Source organism: Myxococcales bacterium (assembly GCA_016703425.1).
Taxonomy (GTDB): Bacteria; Myxococcota_A; Polyangia; order Polyangiales; family Polyangiaceae; genus JADJCA01.
On the sequence record JADJCA010000009.1, the window covers coordinates 135497 to 153674 of the forward strand.

An 18178-nucleotide genomic window follows, 5' to 3' on the forward strand; every position below is an offset into this window, starting at 1 on the left:
CACCCGGTGCTTCATCGACGCATTGTCTCTGTGCTCGCCCTCGCCGGCGGCGCCTTCTTTGGGTGCTCCAGCGAGCCGTCGGGCGCGACCTCCTCCGACGCGCCGCCCGGAGGCAACGACGCGGGGCGGCTCGATGCCGCGAGTCCTGTGACCAGCGACGCGAGCGCGCGAGACGCCGCGTCGGCGAAGGACGACTCGGGCGCAGGCCTCGAGGCGGGCGCCGGCGACGCCAAGCTCGATGCGACGAAGCCCCCGTTCACGTGCACCGGCGACGGCTCTTTTCCGCTGACGCTCGCCATTCCTGAGGCTTCGGCGGCCACCGAGGTGGAGCTCAGCGCCGGCGTTCGCGAGCTCTTCGTCGTCGCCGACTCGGGTCACACCGGCGAGGCGCTCCTCGTCGCTCTCCCGTCGAAGACCACGCGCTCGCTCACGCTGCCGCTCGACACGACCGCCAGTGACGACCTCGAAGGCGCCGCTTGGCGCGACGGTCACCTCTACACGTTGACCTCCTCCGGCGCCGTGCGGCGCTTTAGCCCCAATGGCACGGGAGGCCTCACGCGCGATCAGAACGCCTATGCGCTCGGCGCTTCGCCGTACGCGTGCGCCGACCTCATGGGGGTGAACTGCGGCAAAGACTACGAAGGCCTCTGCCTTCGAGCGACGCGCGGCACCCACGCCTGCGACGGCTACGCCGCCAGCAAGAAGGAAGCGAAGCTGTATTGCGTGAAGCTCGACGCCGCCGGTGTGATGTCCGTGGACTCGGCGGTGACGCCGATTCCGTTGACGCTCGGTGCCGACGTGCTCAGCGACTGCGCGTTCGGTGCCGGCGGGGGCCCCGGCGACGACGTGCTCGTCGTGACGACCAACGTCGGGAACCTCAACCGCTCCTACCGCGTCGACGAAGCGACGGGTGCGCTCACGCAGCTCCCCATCGGCGTCTTGCCCAACCTCGAGGCCATCGCCATCGACAAGGACGGCGCGCTCTACGTCTTCGACGACCATCAATCAGCGCCGAGCGGCTCCCTGCGCGCGACCTGCGTCGGTTGGTAGCAGCCCTTCGTCACCCGCCGGGCGACGCCAAGATCGCCACAGGCTCGGCGTCTGTGTAGGCCGCCGAGGCGCGCTCGTCGAGTCCTTGCGAGCTTGGCGGGCGGTCGTTGTTCGCGGGGAAACAGCACGTTGTGCCATCAAGAACAGGTGTCGATGGCCCGTCCCCTGCAGCGCTTCGCGAAGGAGGTTCTCATGACCCGTACTCTCGCTGCCCCTTGCCACTTCGCCGGTATCGATGCGGACGCCCTGGACTTCGTCGCCGGCGGCGCTGAGGAGGAGTCTTTCCCGACAGCCCCGGAAGGCCCAGAGGAACCGCCGCTCGATCCCGGCGACGACGCCGGTGCCGGAGCCGGTCCGGGCACCGGAGAACTTCCGTTCGCCACCGAGGACACGCCACCTTTGGATTCTCCCTACGGGAACGAACCAGCGCGAGGCGCACCTGCCTACGACGCGGAAGAGCCGGCTCACCCCCAAGAGCCGACGCGCCAGACCGAGTCCCCCGCGGGCGAGGAGAGCTTGCGGCCCGACGGCAACAGTCCGGTCGAAAACCCGGCGGAGCCCCCGACACCTGACCCCGCTCTGGCCGCCGCCGCCGTCACGGACTCTCCGCGGCTCGACGATCGACATTTCGACCCCTTGGGTCGACTCAACCCTGAAGGCGTCGACCGCGTGCGGGAGCTGCTCGTCGACGACGAGCTGGCGCAGCTCCGGCAGACGAACCCCGGAGCTACGCGGGACGACGCGGTGCGACGCTTCACGGAGCGCCAGGAGGAATACGTCGCGCAACAACGCGCCCTCGACGAGAACCGTCGCAACGGTGGCCAGGAGGTGCGCTCCTACGACGCCGACGCGGCGCGGCGCGCGCAACAAGAGCAACAAGACACGATCAACCGCATCGACTGGTTCCGACGCGGCTTCCCCTTCACGCCGCCGCCGGCGCCGGGCGACGACGACGGCAACCCCAGGATGAGGGGTGGGCCGCTACGCGCACCGTTCGTGCGAACGCGTTGACGAGCGACCTCAATCGAGCAACGCAAGCAAGTCGTCTTTCGTGACCACGCCGCGCGCTTCGGCGCCGCTGAGGGCCGCACCGGCGAGGGCCCGCTTCTTCTCCATGAGCGAGAGCATGCGCTCCTCGACGGTGTCCTTGGCCACGAGTCGGTACACCATGACGGGCCGGTCCTGACCGATGCGATGCGCACGGTCCGCCGCCTGATCTTCGACGGCGGGGTTCCACCACGGGTCGAGCAAGAAGACGTGGTCGGCGGCCGTAAGGTTGAGGCCCGTGCCGCCAGCTTTCAGCGACACAAGCAAGACCGGCGGTCCGCCCTCGCTTTGAAAGGTCGCCACGACCTCGCCGCGATCACGCGTCTGGCCGTCGAGCCGTCCGAAGGCGATGCCGGCCTTGGTGAGGTGCGGTTCAACGAGGTCCAAGAAGCTGGTCCACTGAGAAAACACGAGCGCCTTGTGCCCGTCCGCCGCCGCCTCCGAGAGCGCCTCCATAAGGCGCTCGATCTTGGAGGAGCCATCGGCCTTTTGCCCCGGGACCAGAGCCGAGTGACACGACGCTTGCCGCAAGCGCAAAAGCGCTTCGAGCGCCTGCAGCACGCCACCCCCGCCCTCCTTTGCGAGTCGCTCCACGACGTCGCGCTTGGTAGCCGCGCGGACGGCGTCGTAGACACTGCGCTCTTCCGCATCGAGCTCGACGTGCAAGACGACCTCGGTGCGCGGCGGAAGCTCCTTCAGCACGTCCTTCTTCAGCCGGCGCATCACGAAGGGGCGAATCTTCGTGCGAAGCCGCTCGGCCGCACCTTGGTCGCCGGCCGCGACGGGACCCGCGATGCGATCTTGAAAGTCAGCCCGGCCCCCGAGGAGCCCCGGATTGGCAAAGTGCATCAGGCTCCAAAGCTCCTCCAAGCGGTTCTCCACCGGCGTGCCGCTCAAGGCCACGCGGAACGCGCCTCGCAACCGAAACGCCGCCCGCGCCGTTTGGCTCGACTCGTTCTTGATGGCCTGGGCCTCGTCGAGGACCACCATGTCGAAGGGCACCTTCTCGAGTTCGTCGATGTCGAGCCGCACGACGGCGTACGTCGTCAACATCACGTCGAAGGACGCGTCGAGTTCGCGCTTCTGCCCGTGGTAGATGCCCACCCTCAAGGACGGCCGAAACCGCGTTAGCTCGTCGGCCCAGTTGTAGACGACGCTCTTGGGACAAACGACGAGGATGCGCCCCTTGAGCGCGGCGATGGTCTGTACGGTCTTGCCGAGGCCCATGTCGTCGGCGAGCAGCGCGCCGAGCCCCGCGTCGCGCAAGAAGCAGAGCCAATCGATGCCCGTCTGCTGGTAGTCGCGCAACTCGGCGTTCAGGTCTTTCGGAAGCGTCGCGCGAGGAATGGCACCGCCGCCAGCGAACAGCGGTGCGAGGCGAGCGAGCTCCGGCGGCGGTGGCATGTCGAGCGCTTGGCAGAGGGCGCCGAGCTCGGGAAGCGCAGCCGTGCGAACGCGCTTCTCAGCGTCCCGCGCCGCGAGCAGATCCGCGATGCGCGAGGCGTGTTTGGCCAAGAAGTCGCGCGGCAAGGCGGCCCAGGCTCCGCCCCCGATGGGCACGAGCTCGAGCCCGTCGCGGTAGGCGCGGAGCACCGCCTGCGCGTCCACGGAGTGAGCCCGCCCCCGCGGCTCCGCGCCTTCGACCTCGAAGGACACGTCGAAGGTGTCGCCCTGTACCACCACGCGCGGCACAAGCGCGACGCTTCCTTGCTCGCTGGCCTCGGCCCCTTGAAACTTGCGGACGAGGCCACCCATGCGAATGGCGTCTGCGCCGTCGTAGTTCACGCGCCGGCCGAAGACGAGGTTGAGCTGCTCCTTCAGGCGGAGCGCCAAGTCATGCTCTTCTTCGGGCCGACGGTCAGGCACGACGTTGCCGAACAACGTCAACACGTCGCCATCGACGCGCGCCACCGGCGGGTCGCCGTACACGAGCAGCGGCAGCACGCTCAGCGCGTGGCCGTGATCGCCAAGATCGAGGATCACGCGAGGCCGAAGGCGCTTGTCGGTACGCGCCACGCGCTTGGTCTGCACGTCGACGAGCATCGTGCGCTCGAGTTGCGGGAGGATCTCCGCGAGCTCGGCGGGCCCCTTGGCGCGCTTGGAGAGCGGCAACCGCTCAAGCCACTCGCCGGTGAGGTCGCCCTCAGCAATGGGGCGGAACACTCCGGCGACCCGAACGACGCCCATGGCCACGACGGCCTCGATGGCAGGGTCCCGTTCGATGCGGACGACGAAGCCTGCGCCATCGTCGACGACGGTCGCGCGCGGCGCCACCGTCTCGCCGCTGGTTCGAACGGGAGCGCCTTCGAACGAGACATCGGACGCCGCCGCGAGGGCCTCAAGGACGTTCTTGAGGTGCACGAGTGGCACGTCCTCGCGGGTCGTCTCGCCGAAGACGCGGTCGAGCCGCAGATCGTCGTGCGTGGGCTCGAGGCCCGGAGGAAGCTTTCCCCGCGCGACCATCGTGCTGAGCGAGCCCACGAGCTTGTTCGCCGTGCCGCCTCGGTCGACGAGAAAGCGCGACACGGTGAGCCGTCGCTCCTTGACGCTGAGGCGATAGGCGACGCGACCGGCGGCCGGAGCAGAGACTCCGGCGGCGCTTCCGGCGTCGGCGGACGTGGCGGTCCCTTGTGCGTCGGCGATGGCAGCCGCCGCGACGTGTGCGCAGGGGTCGACCTTTCCGGCGCAATCGCAAGACCACTCCTCGTCGTCGGGATAGAGCGTCACGGTGAGCGCGAGCGCAAAGCCTGGCGCGCGGACGCGAAACTCGCCAGCGGTCGCGGTGCCCTGCACCGAGCCTTCGCGGGCGAGCTTGGCCCCCTGCGACCAGACGGCCGGCAGGCACGCCTTGCGAACGACATCGAGCATGCTCATCAGCGCGGGCCGCCCTATTGCGAGAGCGTCACCTTCCGCATCGGCTGCGGCGTCATGAACTCCGTCACAGCGCGGGTGATGTCGGCTTCGCGAACGTTGGCCTTGATGGCGCCGGCGATGGGAGTGTTCGGGCACGCGACGCGATCGGCCATGAGCTTCTTCTCATGAAGCTTCCGAGCGGTACGCCGCTCAAACACGGAGACCTCGAGGTCGAGGTACTCGATGCCGTTGGCGCTCTTCGAAGCCCCGCCGCACGAGAAGAAGCGCTCGGCGGGCTTGGCGACGGCGACCCAGTCGAGATCTTCGACCTTCACGGGTTTCCCAACGACGAGGAGCTTCTGACCCGGGACGCCGATGACCGCGACGCCGCGCGGCACGGCTGACGTAGGCGCGGGACTCTCCTTTGCGAAGGCCACCGGCGCGGTGCTGACGCGCGCAAGCTCGGTCGCCAAGAGCTCCATCAGCACGGGGCCCGTCAACGTGAGTGTCTCGTTGGCCTTGTCGGAGCCAACCTCGAAGAGGATTGGCGTCACGAGCGCGTCGCGCTGCGAGAGGAGGAGACCACCTAGCGCCCCCGTGACATCGATCTCGAAACCCTTCTTGCCGCTGGCGGTCACGCTCTCGCGTCGGCCGCCCATGGTGATCCAACCTGGCACGAAGGACTCGACGTCGAGCGCCACGCGTCCGTTCTTCCCAATCTTGAAGGCCGTGCCGCCGCACATGGCACCTCCACAGGAGAGCGAGCCCAGCGCGCCGTCGCCCCCGGTGGGGACGAATCGCACGAACGACTTCGCCGAGCCCTCCCACGACACCTCCGCCTTCGCGTCCTCCTTGCTAAGGAAGACGCCGCGCTTGCCGGAGACGGCCAAGGTGTTCTTGCCGAGCTTGAGCCCCGCCTTCGGTACGGCAAACGACTCGCTGGCCTTGTCCCCCACGGCGCGCGTCTGCCCTTCAAAGGTCAGCTCGGCACCGGGAACGGTCTTCACGAGGAGCACGAGCTCGTCGGGTCGACGGCCCTCGGTCACGAGGCCGTCCTTCACCTCGAGGGTGAGAGGAAAGGCGCCGCCGCCACCGCAAGCGGCAACGAAGGGCGCAAGCGACACCAGCCATCGTGCACGACGTCCTTGGAGCTTGGACATAACGGCGGAGCATACCGCGCCCTTCGGCCCCCGTTTCGGCCTTCTCGCGCTTCCGCTACGTTCCCGACGCCGTGGCGGGCGCCCCGCTCCGAAAGTAGGTCTCATGAAAGCGCTGATGATGGACATGCCGCTGCTCGTTTCCTCGCTCTTGCGGCACGCCGCTCGACATCATGGAGACGCCGAGATCGTGTCGCGCCGCGTCGAAGGCGACGTCCACCGAACGACCTATGGCGAGTGCGAGCTTCGTTCGCGCCGCCTCGCCGACGCGCTCACCAAGCGCGGCATGGGCCCAGGAGACCGCATCGCGACGCTCGCGTGGAACGGCTACCGGCACCTCGAGCTCTACTACGCCATCGGCGGCGGCGGCGGCGTCGTTCATACGCTCAACCCGCGGCTGCCTCCAGAGCAACTGGCGTGGATCGTCAACCATGCGGAAGACCTCATGCTCGCTTTCGATCTCACCTTCCTTCCGCTCATCGAGGCCATCGCGCCCCATTGCCCGAAGGTGAAGGCCTTCGTCGCGATGTGTGGGCCAGAGCACATGCCGAAGACCGACAAGGTGCCGCGCCTACTCTGCTACGAGACGCTCCTCGAGGAGGGCGCCGCGTCGTACCGGTGGCCCGCGCTCGACGAGAACTCCGCTTGTGGCCTCTGCTACACCTCCGGCACCACGGGGCACCCGAAGGGTGCGCTCTACTCGCATCGCTCGAGCGTCCTTCACGCCTACGCGGCGGCGCTCCCTGACGCGATGGCGGCGTCGGCCAAGGACTCGATCCTCCCCATCGTCCCCATGTTCCACGTCAACGCCTGGGGCCTACCTTACAGCGCGCCGCTCGTGGGCGCGAAGCTCGTGTTCGCCGGCCCCGCGCTCGATGGCAAATCGGTCTACGAGCTCATGGAGTCGGAGAAGGTCACCTTCTCCGCCGGCGTGCCCACCGTGTGGCTAGGCCTTTTGAACCACGTCCGCGAGCATAAACTCACGTTTACGACGTTCCGGCGCACCGTGGTGGGCGGCGCCGCATGCCCGCCGTCGATGCTCCGCGCGTTTCGCGAGGAGTTCGGCGTCGAGGTCATTCACGCGTGGGGCATGACCGAGATGTCGCCGCTCGGCACGCTTTGCAAACTTCAAAACAAGCACGCGGCGCTGCCCAAGGAAGAGCAAGACAAGCTCCTCGAGAAGCAGGGGCACTCGATCTTCGGCGTCGACATGAAGATCGTCGACGACGAAGGCGTGGCCCTCCCGTGGGACGGCAAGACCTTCGGTCATCTGTGGGTGCGCGGCGCTTGGGTCATGAAAGAGTACTTCCGCGGTGAAGGAGGCGATCCGCTCCACTACGACGAGGACGGCGTTGGGTGGTTCCCCACCGGCGACGTCGCGACCATCAACGCCGACGGCTACATGCAGATCACCGACCGCACGAAGGACGTCATCAAGTCCGGCGGCGAGTGGATCAGCACCATCGATCTCGAGAACATCGCCATGGCGCACCCGGCCGTCGCCCAGGCGGCGGTCATTGGCGTGGCGCACCCAAAGTGGGACGAGCGCCCGCTGCTCGTCGTGGCCAAGCGCCCGGGGCACGAGGTCACCAAGGACGCGCTGCTCGCCTTCTACGAGGGCAAGATCCCCAAGTGGTGGATGCCGAACGACGTCCAGTTCATCGACGCGATCCCTCTCGGCGCGACGGGCAAGGTGCTCAAGACCAAGCTGCGGGAGCAGTTCGCGAGCTACACGCTCCCGAGCTGACGGCTCCTACCCCGCCTCGGTGCCTCGGACGCGCAGCCCCGTTTGCACGCGACGTGCACTCGGCGAGCACCGAGGCGCGAATTTTCCGGACTTCGCGCCTGGCATGACGCCTGCGAGCGGGGCTCTCATGCGTTCCCTCTTGCCCATCGCGGCGTGTTTCGCGGTCGCGTGTGCGCCGGCCTCCAGCGACGGCGAGGTGCAAGGCGCGCTCACCGACATTCCGCAAACCGCCGTAAAACGGCAGCAAGTCGGCAACTGTTGGATCTTCGCGACCTCCGCTTGGGTGGAGTCCCTGGCCTATGGGGAAGGTGGCGTCGCGAGCAACGTGTCGGAGGCGTACCTGACCTATCACTCGTGGATGCGCGCCATTCGCATGGGGCGCCTCGTCGAGAGCGACGACGACAGCGAGCCGTCGATCCGAATCGCGACCGGTGGCTACGCGGGAGAGGCGCTGGAGCTTATGCGACGCTATGGCCTGATGAGCGAGGCCGACTTCGGCGTGACGACCGACGACACAGCCCGCGCCAAGCGCGAGATCGAGGCCGAGCTGTCGCCCGGTGGAGCCCTCGACACCGAGCGAGCGCGCACGCGTGAGCGCGTGCGGACCGTGCTCGACCGCGCATTTCGTGTGCCACCGCAGGTCAAGAGCGCGATGACACGCGCCTTTGGCGACGATCTGTCGCGCACGATACCCGACGGTGCCGACTTGCCGCCGAGCATCACGGCACCTTCAGAGATTCGCGTCGGCAAAGACGGCTCTCGCGTCATCACGCTGGCAGACGCCATCGGCAAACCCATCGGAGGCGACGAGCTCGTGAGCCACGAGGGCCCCTACGCATGGGCCGACACTGTCGTCGGCGTCGACGAGGCGCTCGAGGACACGGTTCTTCGGCTCAAGGAGACGCTCAACGCTGGGTTCCCCGTTCCCATTGCCTGGGTCGTCGACCGCGACTATCGCTCGCCCGACGACGGCTCGTTCCTCTCGGCGCGGATCAAGCTGACCGATTCCGAGCTCGGCTACCACGAGTCGCTTGTCGACGACTACGAGATCGCGCTCTCGAGCGGCAAGACGCTGCCTGCCGGCAGGGTCGAGCGGCGGCAGGAACTCCTCGACCAAGCCTTGGATGCGGGGAGCAGGATCCAATTCCTGCGCGTAAAGAATTCTTGGGGCTTCGTCAGCAAAACGGGCATTCCGCAAGGCGAGGCCGGCTCCCGCGGCTACATCGATCTCGCGTGGAAGTACCTCTTGCCAAGTCGTTCTGAGCCGCGAGTCACCCGCTTCACGCTCCCGCCGCCGCGCTGGCGCAACGTCACGCGCCTTCATTGACAGCGCAAGACCTCATCCGAGGAGGCCCTCGGCCCTGAGCCATTCGTGGCACTTCGTCAGCATGGTCTCGAGCGGCACGATCTTGTAGTCGAGCTCACGGACGGCCTTGTCGTTCTTGATGGTGAGCGGATGCTTCAAGAGGTACACGAGCTCGGGCGTGAAGTCGGGCGCGCGCCCCGTGAAGGTCGAGCCGAACTGCATCACCGACGCCGCCACGGAGAGGAGCCACAAGGGCGCCGCCTTGGTCGGGACCTTCTTGCCGAGGAGCCGCCCGATGATGGCGAACATCTCGACGTAGGTCGCGTCGATGCCACCCAAGAAGTAGTTCTCGCCGGTCCGCCCCTTCGTGAGCGCGGTCACGTGCGCCTTCGCGACCTCATCGCCGTCGGCGAAGCTGCCGACGCCGGGGGGAATGCCTGGTAGGCGCCCCTTGTGCACCAACAAGAAGGAGCGCGCCCAGTTGTGAGCGTCGAACCGGCCGATGACATGACCGGGGTTCAAGATCACCGCGTCGAGGCCCCGTGCGATGCCGGCGCGGACCTCTTCCTCGGCGAGGCACTTGGTGCGCTCGTAGTTGACCGGTGACTCTTTCCCGCGCTGCGGCGCCGACTCATCGATGGGTGCGTTCTCGTGAGCGCCGTAGGCCGCGACGCTCGAGGTATGCACCATGCGCTGCACCTTCTTGGCGAGCGCTGCGTCGACCACGTTGCGGGTCCCGTCCACGTTGTCGCGCGTTTGCACGGCGCGGTCGCCAGACCACGTGCTCGTGTTGCCAGCGATGTGAATGACATAGTCGCAGGCATCGGGGATGGCCTTGTCGAGGGAAGCGCGGTCGGTGATGGCACCTACCACCAGCTCGACTTTGCGCTCCTTGAGGCGCTTCACGTCCGACGTCGGACGGTGAAGCGCGACGACACGGTGGCCTCCGAGAAGCAGCTGATCGATGACGTTGAGACCAACGAAGCCGGTCCCGCCAGTGACGAACGCAGTGGCCATGAGAGCCAGATAGCGCGTTTCCGTCGCCTCAGGGGATGTTGCCGCGCCATCCGCCGCCGCCGCTGCCGCCGCCATACGGAGACGGGCACCCGGCGAAGCCCGGAAGCGTCATGCGCTGGTAGACCGAGTGGCCGCAGCCAACCTCGTCGTACCACTTCAGAACGGTCTGGCAGATGGCAGGGTCGTCTTGCATGTAGACGCGCGAGCAAGCCATGAACTCGCCATCGCACGACGTTACCTGAGCGCAGCATCGGCCAAGCGCCTTGCACGCCAGTCCGAGAGGGACCCCCGCATCAACCGTGGGGAGAGATGCGTCGAGGCCGACCGTTCCCGCATCGGCAGCGGTGGGCACTGGCGACGCTACGCCCGCATCTTCGGCCGTCGCGGACGCCGTCGTCGTGGTGGAGGGAATCCCTTCGTCCGCCAGGAGCTCGCCGCTCGTGGAGGCGTCGTCGCCCGCCAGCTTCTTCTTTTTGGCTGCCGTGTCATCGGCCGGGTCGCCACCGCAGGCGGCGAGGAGGAGCGAGAAGAGCGGGAGGGCTGCCAAGAAAGTCTTCATAGTGAATGTCGTACATTCACCGACCATGCCAAGCTGAAACCCATGGGTTTTCTCGATGGCTGGGCCGCCAAGGCGCGACTTGGGATCTCGAATGGCGAGGCGGGTCGCGCCTAAAATTGCCCAACCTCTTTCATCGCGCGCCGCGCCGGCCGCGGGAGCTGGCGCGCGTCGCCCACGGTGCTGCCATCGGCGCGCATGCCGAGCCAGATGGGCGGCCGATCGGTGCGACCCTCCGCAAAGAGCACGACGAGCTGCGGCACGCGCTCACCCGACATCCAGAGCTCGAAAGCCTTGGCTTCATCGCTGCGGTAGAACGTGCCGAGTCCCTCTCGCGCGGCGTCAACGGGCGCGCCGGCCGCGGCGCCATCGCTCGCCAGCGCTGCGGGTCGGTCGTGCTGGGCGGCGCGCGCGCGACGGAGTCCCTCGGCCATGGCGTTGATCGCCAACGGTCGCCGCTTCGCCGTCCGCATCGCGAGGCGTTCCCGCGTTGCCAAGGAGACAATGGGCGCGTGTCGAACCACGAGGCGCCCAATGCCAAAGGCGCTCGAGAGCGCGCCAAGCGCGAGCAGGGTGGACAGCAGGCGCCGATCCTTGGCCCGATGCAGCGCGTAGGCCGTCGTGACGAGCGGCATTAAGAGCGCCAGCACGGCGACCGACTCGATGAGCAAGCCGGTGACGAAGGGCCGCACGAACTCGCGGAGCCCCAGCTCCGGCTGAAACCGGAAGATGAAGTCGTAGAGGTTCGTCGCCACAAGGACGCCGAGCGAGAGGAGCGTGTAGCCCTTGAAGAGCAGGAACTCACGCCGCGCCGCGCGATTCGTCAGCCAATAGGGAAACAGCAGCGGGTAGAAGACGTAGTAGAGGAACGGCTTTGGCGGGTGCTCTTGGTAGTGCGCGTCGAACGCGAACGCTGTTCCGAACACGAATCGCAGCGCTCGGTGGCGCTCGGCGTGCGGCCTGACCCGCTCGCCGGCGAGGAGCAGCGCGAGCGCGAGCGCGACGTCCACGAGCGTACCCGTGATCGGTACCAACGTGGCGAGACGCACCAGCACCACCGGTGCACCGGCGAAGAAGACGACGCGCAGGATGGCGTCGAGCAGACGGGCCGCGCTCACTCACGAACGGTAACGCAAGTGGGCTGCGGCTGAGCTCTGGGTTTACTCGGCGACGCCCGGCAGCGTTTCGAGATCGTCGTCGAGTTCGTCGGGGTCGAACGTGCAGATGCCCAAGTCGAGCAGCTCGCACATGGAGTCGATGCCCTCGAGCATGCCGAGACCGCACGATTCGAAGAGCGACTCGAGCGGCGTCACGTCGTCGATGAGGGCGATCAGCATGCGCTCGCGCGTCGTGAGGTTGGCGCTCGCGAGGTAGGTCGCCGAGGCCCTGAGGAGAGGGACGGGCTGCGCGTCGAGGGCGCGCATCGCGGCGAGGAGCGCGGAATGAAAGTCGCCCGCGCGAAAGCGGTCGGCCGCCACGCGCAGGTCTTCGCAGGGATCCGACCACTCGGGCTCCGCGGCGACGGGCCCCGAGACGCGGAGACGCGTCGTGGACGGATAGTCGTCGGGAACCTCAGCGGCGGGACGGGAAGACCAGGAGCGTGCTGCGAAGCGGGCCATGACGACCAGGAAGCAACGCCAATGCCCGCCGTGCTGGCCACACGGGACAGCGAGATTTCTCGGCGATGACCTGGGCGACACGACCGCGCGCGTCAACTCGTTGACGAGGGGCGTCAGGCGGACCCAAGCCGGGAGTCGCGGTCGGCTCGCGCGCGGCGGTGGAATTTCACTGGCACGGCGTTCGCCGCTCTCGACAGGCGCAAAGGTCCCCATAGACTAGGCCGATGCGGAAATTCTTTGGCTCCATGTCCGTCCTTACGCTGACTGCTGAGGCCGCGGCTCTCGCTCCCGCTTGTTCGAAGGCCGAGCCCGTGGACGAAGACCCTCCCGTGAAGAGTGACGGGGGCAGCTCCTCCGGCGATGGCGGCGGTGTCAGCGTTCAGCAGCCCGGTCCCGCGGTTCCCGGCAGCGACAGCGGCACCAGCTCCACCGACGCTGCCGCGCCGGCGTTCGACCTCACCAAGGTCGCGTCGATTCAGGGCACGTTCGTCACCGAGCAGACCGGCTTGAACGGCGTCAACAGCGCGGCGACAGTCAATTGGAGCTTCAAGATCGACACCTTCGGTGACGTGACCCAAGCCTCCACAACGGCTAGGTGGAACAACCAAGCCACGAGCGTGACGGGCGGCAATGCCGCCGACTTCCCCGCCGACACCAACCTGACGCTGCAGGTCACGCACCCGTCGGCGGGCACGTGGGAGTTCTACGACAACGAGGTCTCACCGTACGTCTACATCCTCGTGAAGATCGCCGACGGGAGCATCAAGGAGCTCTACTACTACCGCCGGCTGCTCGACGACTCGGAGACCAACCCGCCGGACCTGCCGAAGAACCTCAAGTACACGGTCACGACCAAGTAGCGCGCGAGCACGCCCAGGCCACGAGGTCCTCAGCCGAGGAACTCGTGGACGATGGCGAAGAGCATGTCCTCCTCGGCGAAGACCTCGGCCACCGACGGGTCATCGAAGAGGAGCGCGACGACGGATTTCTTGGCGCGCTTCTCCGGAAGGAGGCCCAAGAGCGGCGTGACGCGTTCGGCCAAGTCGGGGATGGTCGCGCCCTCGTCAAGCTCGATGAGGCCTCGCTCCGTGAGCAGCGTGAGCAGCTTCACGGCCGCCGAATCGCCCCTTGGCGATCGACGCACCGGTGGCTCTGACGCCTTCTTGCGAGGCTTCTTTGTTGGCGCCGCAAGGGTGAGGCGTGACGCGTCGCTTTCGAAGAGCATGCCCAAGAGACGTCGCGTCGCTTCGAGCTCAACGTCCAGGTCGGCGACGTCGATGGTCACGTGAACGTCGCGCGCACCGGCGACGATGGCGGCCCCCTCGGGGGTCAATCGAAGGACGAGCTCGTTGTCCGTCAGGGACGCTCGTTCGAGCGCGCCGGAGACCCGTTCGCCATCATCGACGCCAAACCAGAGTTCGACCTCCTCGACGGTGCACGGCGCGTCGCCACCAACAAGGGACAGAGAGACGTCGTCTTCGTCGCGCCCAAAGCTGAGCATGCGGAGATCGGGATCGACGTCGATGGTCGTGGCCACAAATGCGAGCGCGGACATGCGCTTCCCAGTCTAAGCGCGTTTCCCGACCTGCCGAGAGCCTTCCTTGAAGCGCTCCCCCAAAAAAAGAGCAGACCCGAGCAAGACGAAGCGCGACGTGTGCCGGCGCGCGAAGCCCGGCGTCACGCCCCCTTCACGTTTGAGGACTCCACGTGCGGCGGCGCGAGCAAGGGCGCCGTTCTTGCACGCGCCCGCATCTTGTTGATGGTCGCGAGGACCCGCGGGTGGCCGAGCACCTTGCGCTCGAGTTTTCGCTTGCCCGGCACATCCAGCAGCACCAGGCCCACGGCAATGGTGAGCAGGCCCTGCCCCGGAACGCCGGGCACGGCCAAGACGACGCCCACGAGAACGACGACGATGCCGAGGATGTTGCGAAAAAATCGCATCAATCGCCCCTGCGTTGATCCCGTCGCATCCGCGACCAGATGATCGGCCGGAAGTTTGAGGAGGACGATCCGCGTTAGCCACAGGCTGGCCAGCGTCGAGACGAGTGAGACCGCAGTCACAACCTCTCAGTGCAAGGTCGTCACTGGCGACGCACACGCGCAGCCGCTGCCTTCAGGTGGGCGTTCGTCTGACGCACGACGGAGAGCGAAGCCTTGGCCCCGCCATAGGCGTGCCCCGGATAAAGGACGAGCTCGTCCGGCAAGCGCGACAGGCGCTCCCCGAGGGTGCGCTCCATCTCCTCGGGGCTACCTCCAGGCAGGTCAACCCGGCCGCAACCTTGGAGGAACAGTGTGTCGCCCGACAGGAGCGCGTCGTGCACTCGGAAACATTGTGACCCCGGTGTGTGGCCCGGCGTGTGGAGAAGCTCGACTTCGACGTCACCAACGCGGACGCGGTCATTGCCCTCGTGGCGCATCAGGTCGGTCTCCGACAGGCCCGTCACCTGCTTCACTCCATCGGCCTCGAGCTTGTGTACGTGTACCGGGCACGGGTTCTTCGTCATCAGGCCGGCAAGGCCTGGGATCGAGATCCCGAAGATTGTGCCCCCGACGTGATCGGGGTGGTAGTGCGTGACGAGCGCGCCTTTGACGCTCATGCCGTCGTTCGCCGCGACTTCGAGGATGCCGTCGATGTCCCATGCGGGATCAACCACGAGGCATTCGCCGGCCTTCCGATCGCCGACGAGATAAACGAAGTTCATCATCTGTTCGCCAGCGAGGTTGCCCTTGCCGACGTCGCGCCCCACGAGCAACTGCCGAATGTAGAGCTCCACCGCCAAGGTTTACCTCAAGGGCGGCGCGTCGGCGATGCCCGCCTGTCGCTCGGAGATGACGCAACGCCGCGGCGAAGATCCTCCCGACGGGTGCCAGGCGGAAAACCCTGCGACCGGACCTTGGCCCCACTCTTGCTCGACCGACTGCGGAGCGGTGTGGTCTGCAACGTCACTACGGCTCCGCTCCGACCACGCCATGCACTCCCTCCTTCTCGACCGCGCGCGCTTCGTTGCACTGGTCGTCGCCCTCACTGGGTCCGGCGCCGGGTGCGCGCCCGTCGAGGCACACGAGCACAACAGTGCCGCGCAGGGAGCCGTCTCCAGCGACGGCCGGCCCGCCGACCAGCGGCCCGCCCGCAGCGTGCCGCCAGCCTATGAGTCGCTCGTCCGAAGCGCGCTCCGCGAGATCGAAGGGCGCGTCGCTCTCGCCGGCGACCGGCACGTCGACACGCGGATCGCCCTAGACCGCGCCCTCGAACGTCTCGCATTCGGCGGGCGCGATCTGGAAGAGGGATACCGATTGGCCATGCGCTCGCTCGTAAGCGCCTTCCCCATCGGGCACTTGGTCGTTTACCCAGGCAGCGAGAGTCAGTGCGGCGCAGAGGGGTTACCCATGGCCTCAAGCTCGCTCGTCGATGCGTGCCCTCAGCCCTTCGGCGATCACGTTGTGATCTCCATGGCCGCAACCGGCAACCCCCTCGAACTCGAGCGCGGTGATGAGATCATGGCCGTCGACGGCAAGAGCGGCGCCGCGATGCTCGACGCGGCCTTCGCGCAACCGATGTGCGCGGGTGGCTCCCCGAGCTTGGCTCACCGGCGCGCGCTATCGGCCACATCGCTCTTGTCGGCGGTCCGCGTCGGAAGCGTCGTGAGCATCCGGCACGCCAATGGCGCCACCGAGTCCAAGACGCTCGCACGGCTCACGCCGCCACGCGCGTGCCACGATCCGTTGGGGCGCGACGTCCGCTACGCGGCCCAGGCGAGCCTTCGCACCGACGGCGCTGCCGTCATCCACATTCCGTCGTTCTTTCCCCCGGACAACGACGCCGCCGACGTTGCCGGCTCCCTCGAGCGGTTCCGCACCGCCATCCGCGTCGAATTTCAGAAGGTCCAGCAGGCGCCCTGGCTCGTCATTGACGTGCGCGGCAACCGCGGCGGATACCCCGACGTCTCCATGGCGATCGCCGCGGGGTTACCCGGAGCGCGCCCCCTCGCGAAAGCCATCCGTTGCCAATCACGCGTGCCCTTCACGCAGCAATACGGCGGCGCCATTGACTACGACTTCGCGCCATCGAACGAGTTTGAATACCGCGGCAAGGTCGCGATCCTCTCGGATGGCTTGAGCTTCAGCGCGACCGACTACTTCCTCCGCGTGGTGCGCCTCGCCACCAGTGCCATCGTCGTGGGGCGTCCCAGCGCGGGCGCTTACGGTGGCAGCGAGAGCGCGGTGGCACTCGGCGTCGCCAATGGCCCCGGCGCCGTCCTCTTCCCCGACCCTTGGCGCTGCACCGACGCCGCCGGGCAGATCATCGAAGGGCAGAACGTGCGACCCGATCTGGAGGAAGATCTGCTTCCAACGGATTTGGCCCAAGGTGTCGACACCGACGTCGAAACGGCCGTGCGCCTCCTCAGGCGCTAGCGCGTTACCGCAGGCCTTGGAGCTTCGCCACCACAGCGCCGGCGTCGTCGCCCGACAAGACCGACGTGTCCGAGAGCGCGTGCGCGACGTCGAGGAGCTCGCGCTTGTCTTTGAAGAAGGCGAGCTGCCGGCCCATGCGCGAGAGGCCGTATTCGGTGCCCGCGTTGACGAGGGCCTTGCCGCTTTGCGCCTTCAAGAGGCGCTCCGGCGCCTTGAGCCAAGCGTCGGGTGTGAGCCCGGCGACGCGACTCGTGATCTTTCGCATCTCCTCCGTGGTGGCGAGCGCCGACTCGATGCTCTTGGTGAGGGAGCCGCCGAGAGGGAGGAGCGACGCGGCGGTCTTCAAGTAGCCGAGGTAGTCGCCGTCGCCGCGGTAGAAGCCGAGGACGCGCTGGAAGATGGCAGAGGTCTTCAGCGGGACGACGCCGAGTGAGTCGAAGGCCGAGAGCACGGCCCCGATGCTCTCCCACTTCTTGGCCTCCTCTTGCCGCTCGAGCTCCTGGTACGCGGGGCTCTTCTTGATCGCATCAAAGGCCGTGCGCCCTCGGTCGAGGAGCGCGTCCTTCAGCGCCGATTCGCTCGGAAAGGTCGGAGGCCGTGGGTCCGACATCTTCGCGTCTTGCGACACCGAGAGGAGCACCTTGTAAAGGTTCGCCGAGAGACTCCCCGAACCGGCGTCGGTCGTGCGCGCGGTGAAGCCCACCGTGACCATGGCCGCTTCGATGCGCTCGAGGCGCTCGCAGTCGTCGTCGAGGCGCTCGAGCAGGAGCAAGAGGACCTCTTCGTAGTCCTTCCGACTCACCTGGTACGGCAATTCGAAGGGTGTCTTCTCACCGCTCTTGAGGACGCTGATCTGCCGAACGATCTGGAGCTGCTCGCGCCGTCCGAGCTCGATGGCGACGCGCACCGAGTGGATCTCGCTCATGAGGGCCGTCAGCGCGCCACTCAAGCGCCGAACCTCCTCGTAGTCGGTGTGAACCGTCGACTGATTCTTGTCCCACGCCGCTTGCGCCGCCGCGCGGTCGTCTTGCGACATGTTCGCCGTGAAGGTCAGCCGCTCGGGCACGCGCCGATCGACCGCCAGGCCCGTGCCGCCCTCATCGGCGCGAATGAAGAACGGAACAGCTCGCGATTGCAACGAATCGAGGCTGCCGACGCCGCGACGACCCAGCACCGAATACGTCTTGTCAGCGCGCGCCTCGGCGCCCTTCTGCACGCCCGCGTATTTCTGCCCGTACATCTCGTAGGTCGCCGACACCCATTCGCGACCGTAGAGGTGCGCGTTCGGAGTGACCGGAGCTCGGGCGCCGCAACCGGCGAGGCCCGGGAGAGCCAACACGCCAACGCCAGCGGTGCCGGCGAGGAGAAACGAGCGACGCCCAATGCGCATGCGGACCTCGAATCGGCGGAGCC

Annotated in this window: 16 protein-coding genes; 6 read left to right on the forward strand and 10 right to left on the reverse strand. The window is 67.4% G+C overall.

The features are described 5' to 3' along the window. The first annotated feature begins 6 nt into the window (after positions 1 to 6). Entirely contained in the window at positions 7 to 1050 is a 1044-nt protein-coding gene (locus IPG50_18280) for a hypothetical protein (protein ID MBK6694130.1), read from the forward strand. A gap of 192 nt (positions 1051 to 1242) precedes the next feature. Further along, a complete protein-coding gene (locus IPG50_18285; protein MBK6694131.1) occupies positions 1243 to 2061 on the forward strand; it encodes a hypothetical protein in 819 nt (272 codons plus the stop codon). 9 nt (positions 2062 to 2070) lie between these two features. Here IPG50_18285 and IPG50_18290 read toward each other — a convergent pair whose 3' ends face one another. Beyond that, a complete protein-coding gene (locus tag IPG50_18290; GenBank protein MBK6694132.1) occupies positions 2071 to 4971 on the reverse strand; it encodes a DEAD/DEAH box helicase in 2901 nt (966 codons plus the stop codon). A gap of 14 nt (positions 4972 to 4985) precedes the next feature. After that, on the reverse strand, positions 4986 to 6110 hold the full coding sequence (locus IPG50_18295) for a hypothetical protein (protein MBK6694133.1): 1125 nt from the start codon (positions 6108 to 6110) through the stop codon (positions 4986 to 4988). 103 nt (positions 6111 to 6213) lie between these two features. Between IPG50_18295 and IPG50_18300 the strand changes: the two genes are divergently transcribed. Further along, a complete protein-coding gene (locus IPG50_18300) occupies positions 6214 to 7854 on the forward strand; it encodes a fatty-acid--CoA ligase (GenBank protein ID MBK6694134.1) in 1641 nt (546 codons plus the stop codon). Between the two features lie 127 nt (positions 7855 to 7981). Continuing rightward, the gene (locus tag IPG50_18305; protein ID MBK6694135.1) at positions 7982 to 9181 is read left to right on the forward strand and encodes a hypothetical protein; all 1200 of its coding nucleotides are present in this window, start codon (positions 7982 to 7984) and stop codon (positions 9179 to 9181) included. A gap of 12 nt (positions 9182 to 9193) precedes the next feature. Here the strand turns inward: IPG50_18305 and IPG50_18310 are convergent, their stop codons facing one another. The 4 genes from IPG50_18310 to IPG50_18325 all read right to left on the reverse strand — a co-directional run bounded on the left by IPG50_18310 (position 9194) and on the right by IPG50_18325 (position 12352). After that, positions 9194 to 10177 (reverse strand): SDR family oxidoreductase, encoded by a 984-nt coding sequence (locus IPG50_18310; protein MBK6694136.1) that lies wholly within the window; start codon positions 10175 to 10177, stop codon positions 9194 to 9196. A 28-nt stretch (positions 10178 to 10205) separates the two neighbouring features. After that, positions 10206 to 10736 carry a hypothetical protein gene (locus tag IPG50_18315; GenBank protein MBK6694137.1) on the reverse strand — a complete coding sequence of 177 codons (531 nt, stop codon included), beginning with the start codon at positions 10734 to 10736 and terminating at the stop codon, positions 10206 to 10208. Positions 10737 to 10846: 110 nt separating this feature from the next. Next, positions 10847 to 11851: a hypothetical protein gene (locus IPG50_18320; protein ID MBK6694138.1), complete on the reverse strand. Its 1005-nt coding sequence runs from the start codon at positions 11849 to 11851 to the stop codon at positions 10847 to 10849. 42 nt (positions 11852 to 11893) lie between these two features. Further along, positions 11894 to 12352 (reverse strand): hypothetical protein, encoded by a 459-nt coding sequence (locus tag IPG50_18325; protein ID MBK6694139.1) that lies wholly within the window; start codon positions 12350 to 12352, stop codon positions 11894 to 11896. 224 nt (positions 12353 to 12576) lie between these two features. On the opposite strand from IPG50_18325, the gene IPG50_18330 reads away from it, so the two are divergent. After that, positions 12577 to 13212 (forward strand): hypothetical protein, encoded by a 636-nt coding sequence (locus tag IPG50_18330; protein MBK6694140.1) that lies wholly within the window; start codon positions 12577 to 12579, stop codon positions 13210 to 13212. 29 nt (positions 13213 to 13241) lie between these two features. Here IPG50_18330 and IPG50_18335 read toward each other — a convergent pair whose 3' ends face one another. The 3 genes from IPG50_18335 to IPG50_18345 all read right to left on the reverse strand — a co-directional run bounded on the left by IPG50_18335 (position 13242) and on the right by IPG50_18345 (position 15057). Then, positions 13242 to 13907, reverse strand: coding sequence for a hypothetical protein (locus tag IPG50_18335; protein ID MBK6694141.1), 666 nt, complete (start codon positions 13905 to 13907; stop codon positions 13242 to 13244). 122 nt (positions 13908 to 14029) lie between these two features. Continuing rightward, positions 14030 to 14293 carry a hypothetical protein gene (locus IPG50_18340; GenBank protein MBK6694142.1) on the reverse strand — a complete coding sequence of 88 codons (264 nt, stop codon included), beginning with the start codon at positions 14291 to 14293 and terminating at the stop codon, positions 14030 to 14032. 140 nt (positions 14294 to 14433) lie between these two features. Further along, positions 14434 to 15057: an MBL fold metallo-hydrolase gene (locus tag IPG50_18345; GenBank protein ID MBK6694143.1), complete on the reverse strand. Its 624-nt coding sequence runs from the start codon at positions 15055 to 15057 to the stop codon at positions 14434 to 14436. A gap of 265 nt (positions 15058 to 15322) precedes the next feature. Between IPG50_18345 and IPG50_18350 the strand changes: the two genes are divergently transcribed. Then, positions 15323 to 16765, forward strand: a complete 1443-nt coding sequence (locus IPG50_18350; GenBank protein MBK6694144.1) for a hypothetical protein — start codon at positions 15323 to 15325, stop codon at positions 16763 to 16765. Between the two features lie 4 nt (positions 16766 to 16769). Here the strand turns inward: IPG50_18350 and IPG50_18355 are convergent, their stop codons facing one another. Next, on the reverse strand, positions 16770 to 18155 hold the full coding sequence (locus IPG50_18355; GenBank protein ID MBK6694145.1) for a hypothetical protein: 1386 nt from the start codon (positions 18153 to 18155) through the stop codon (positions 16770 to 16772). Positions 18156 to 18178 lie beyond the last annotated feature (23 nt).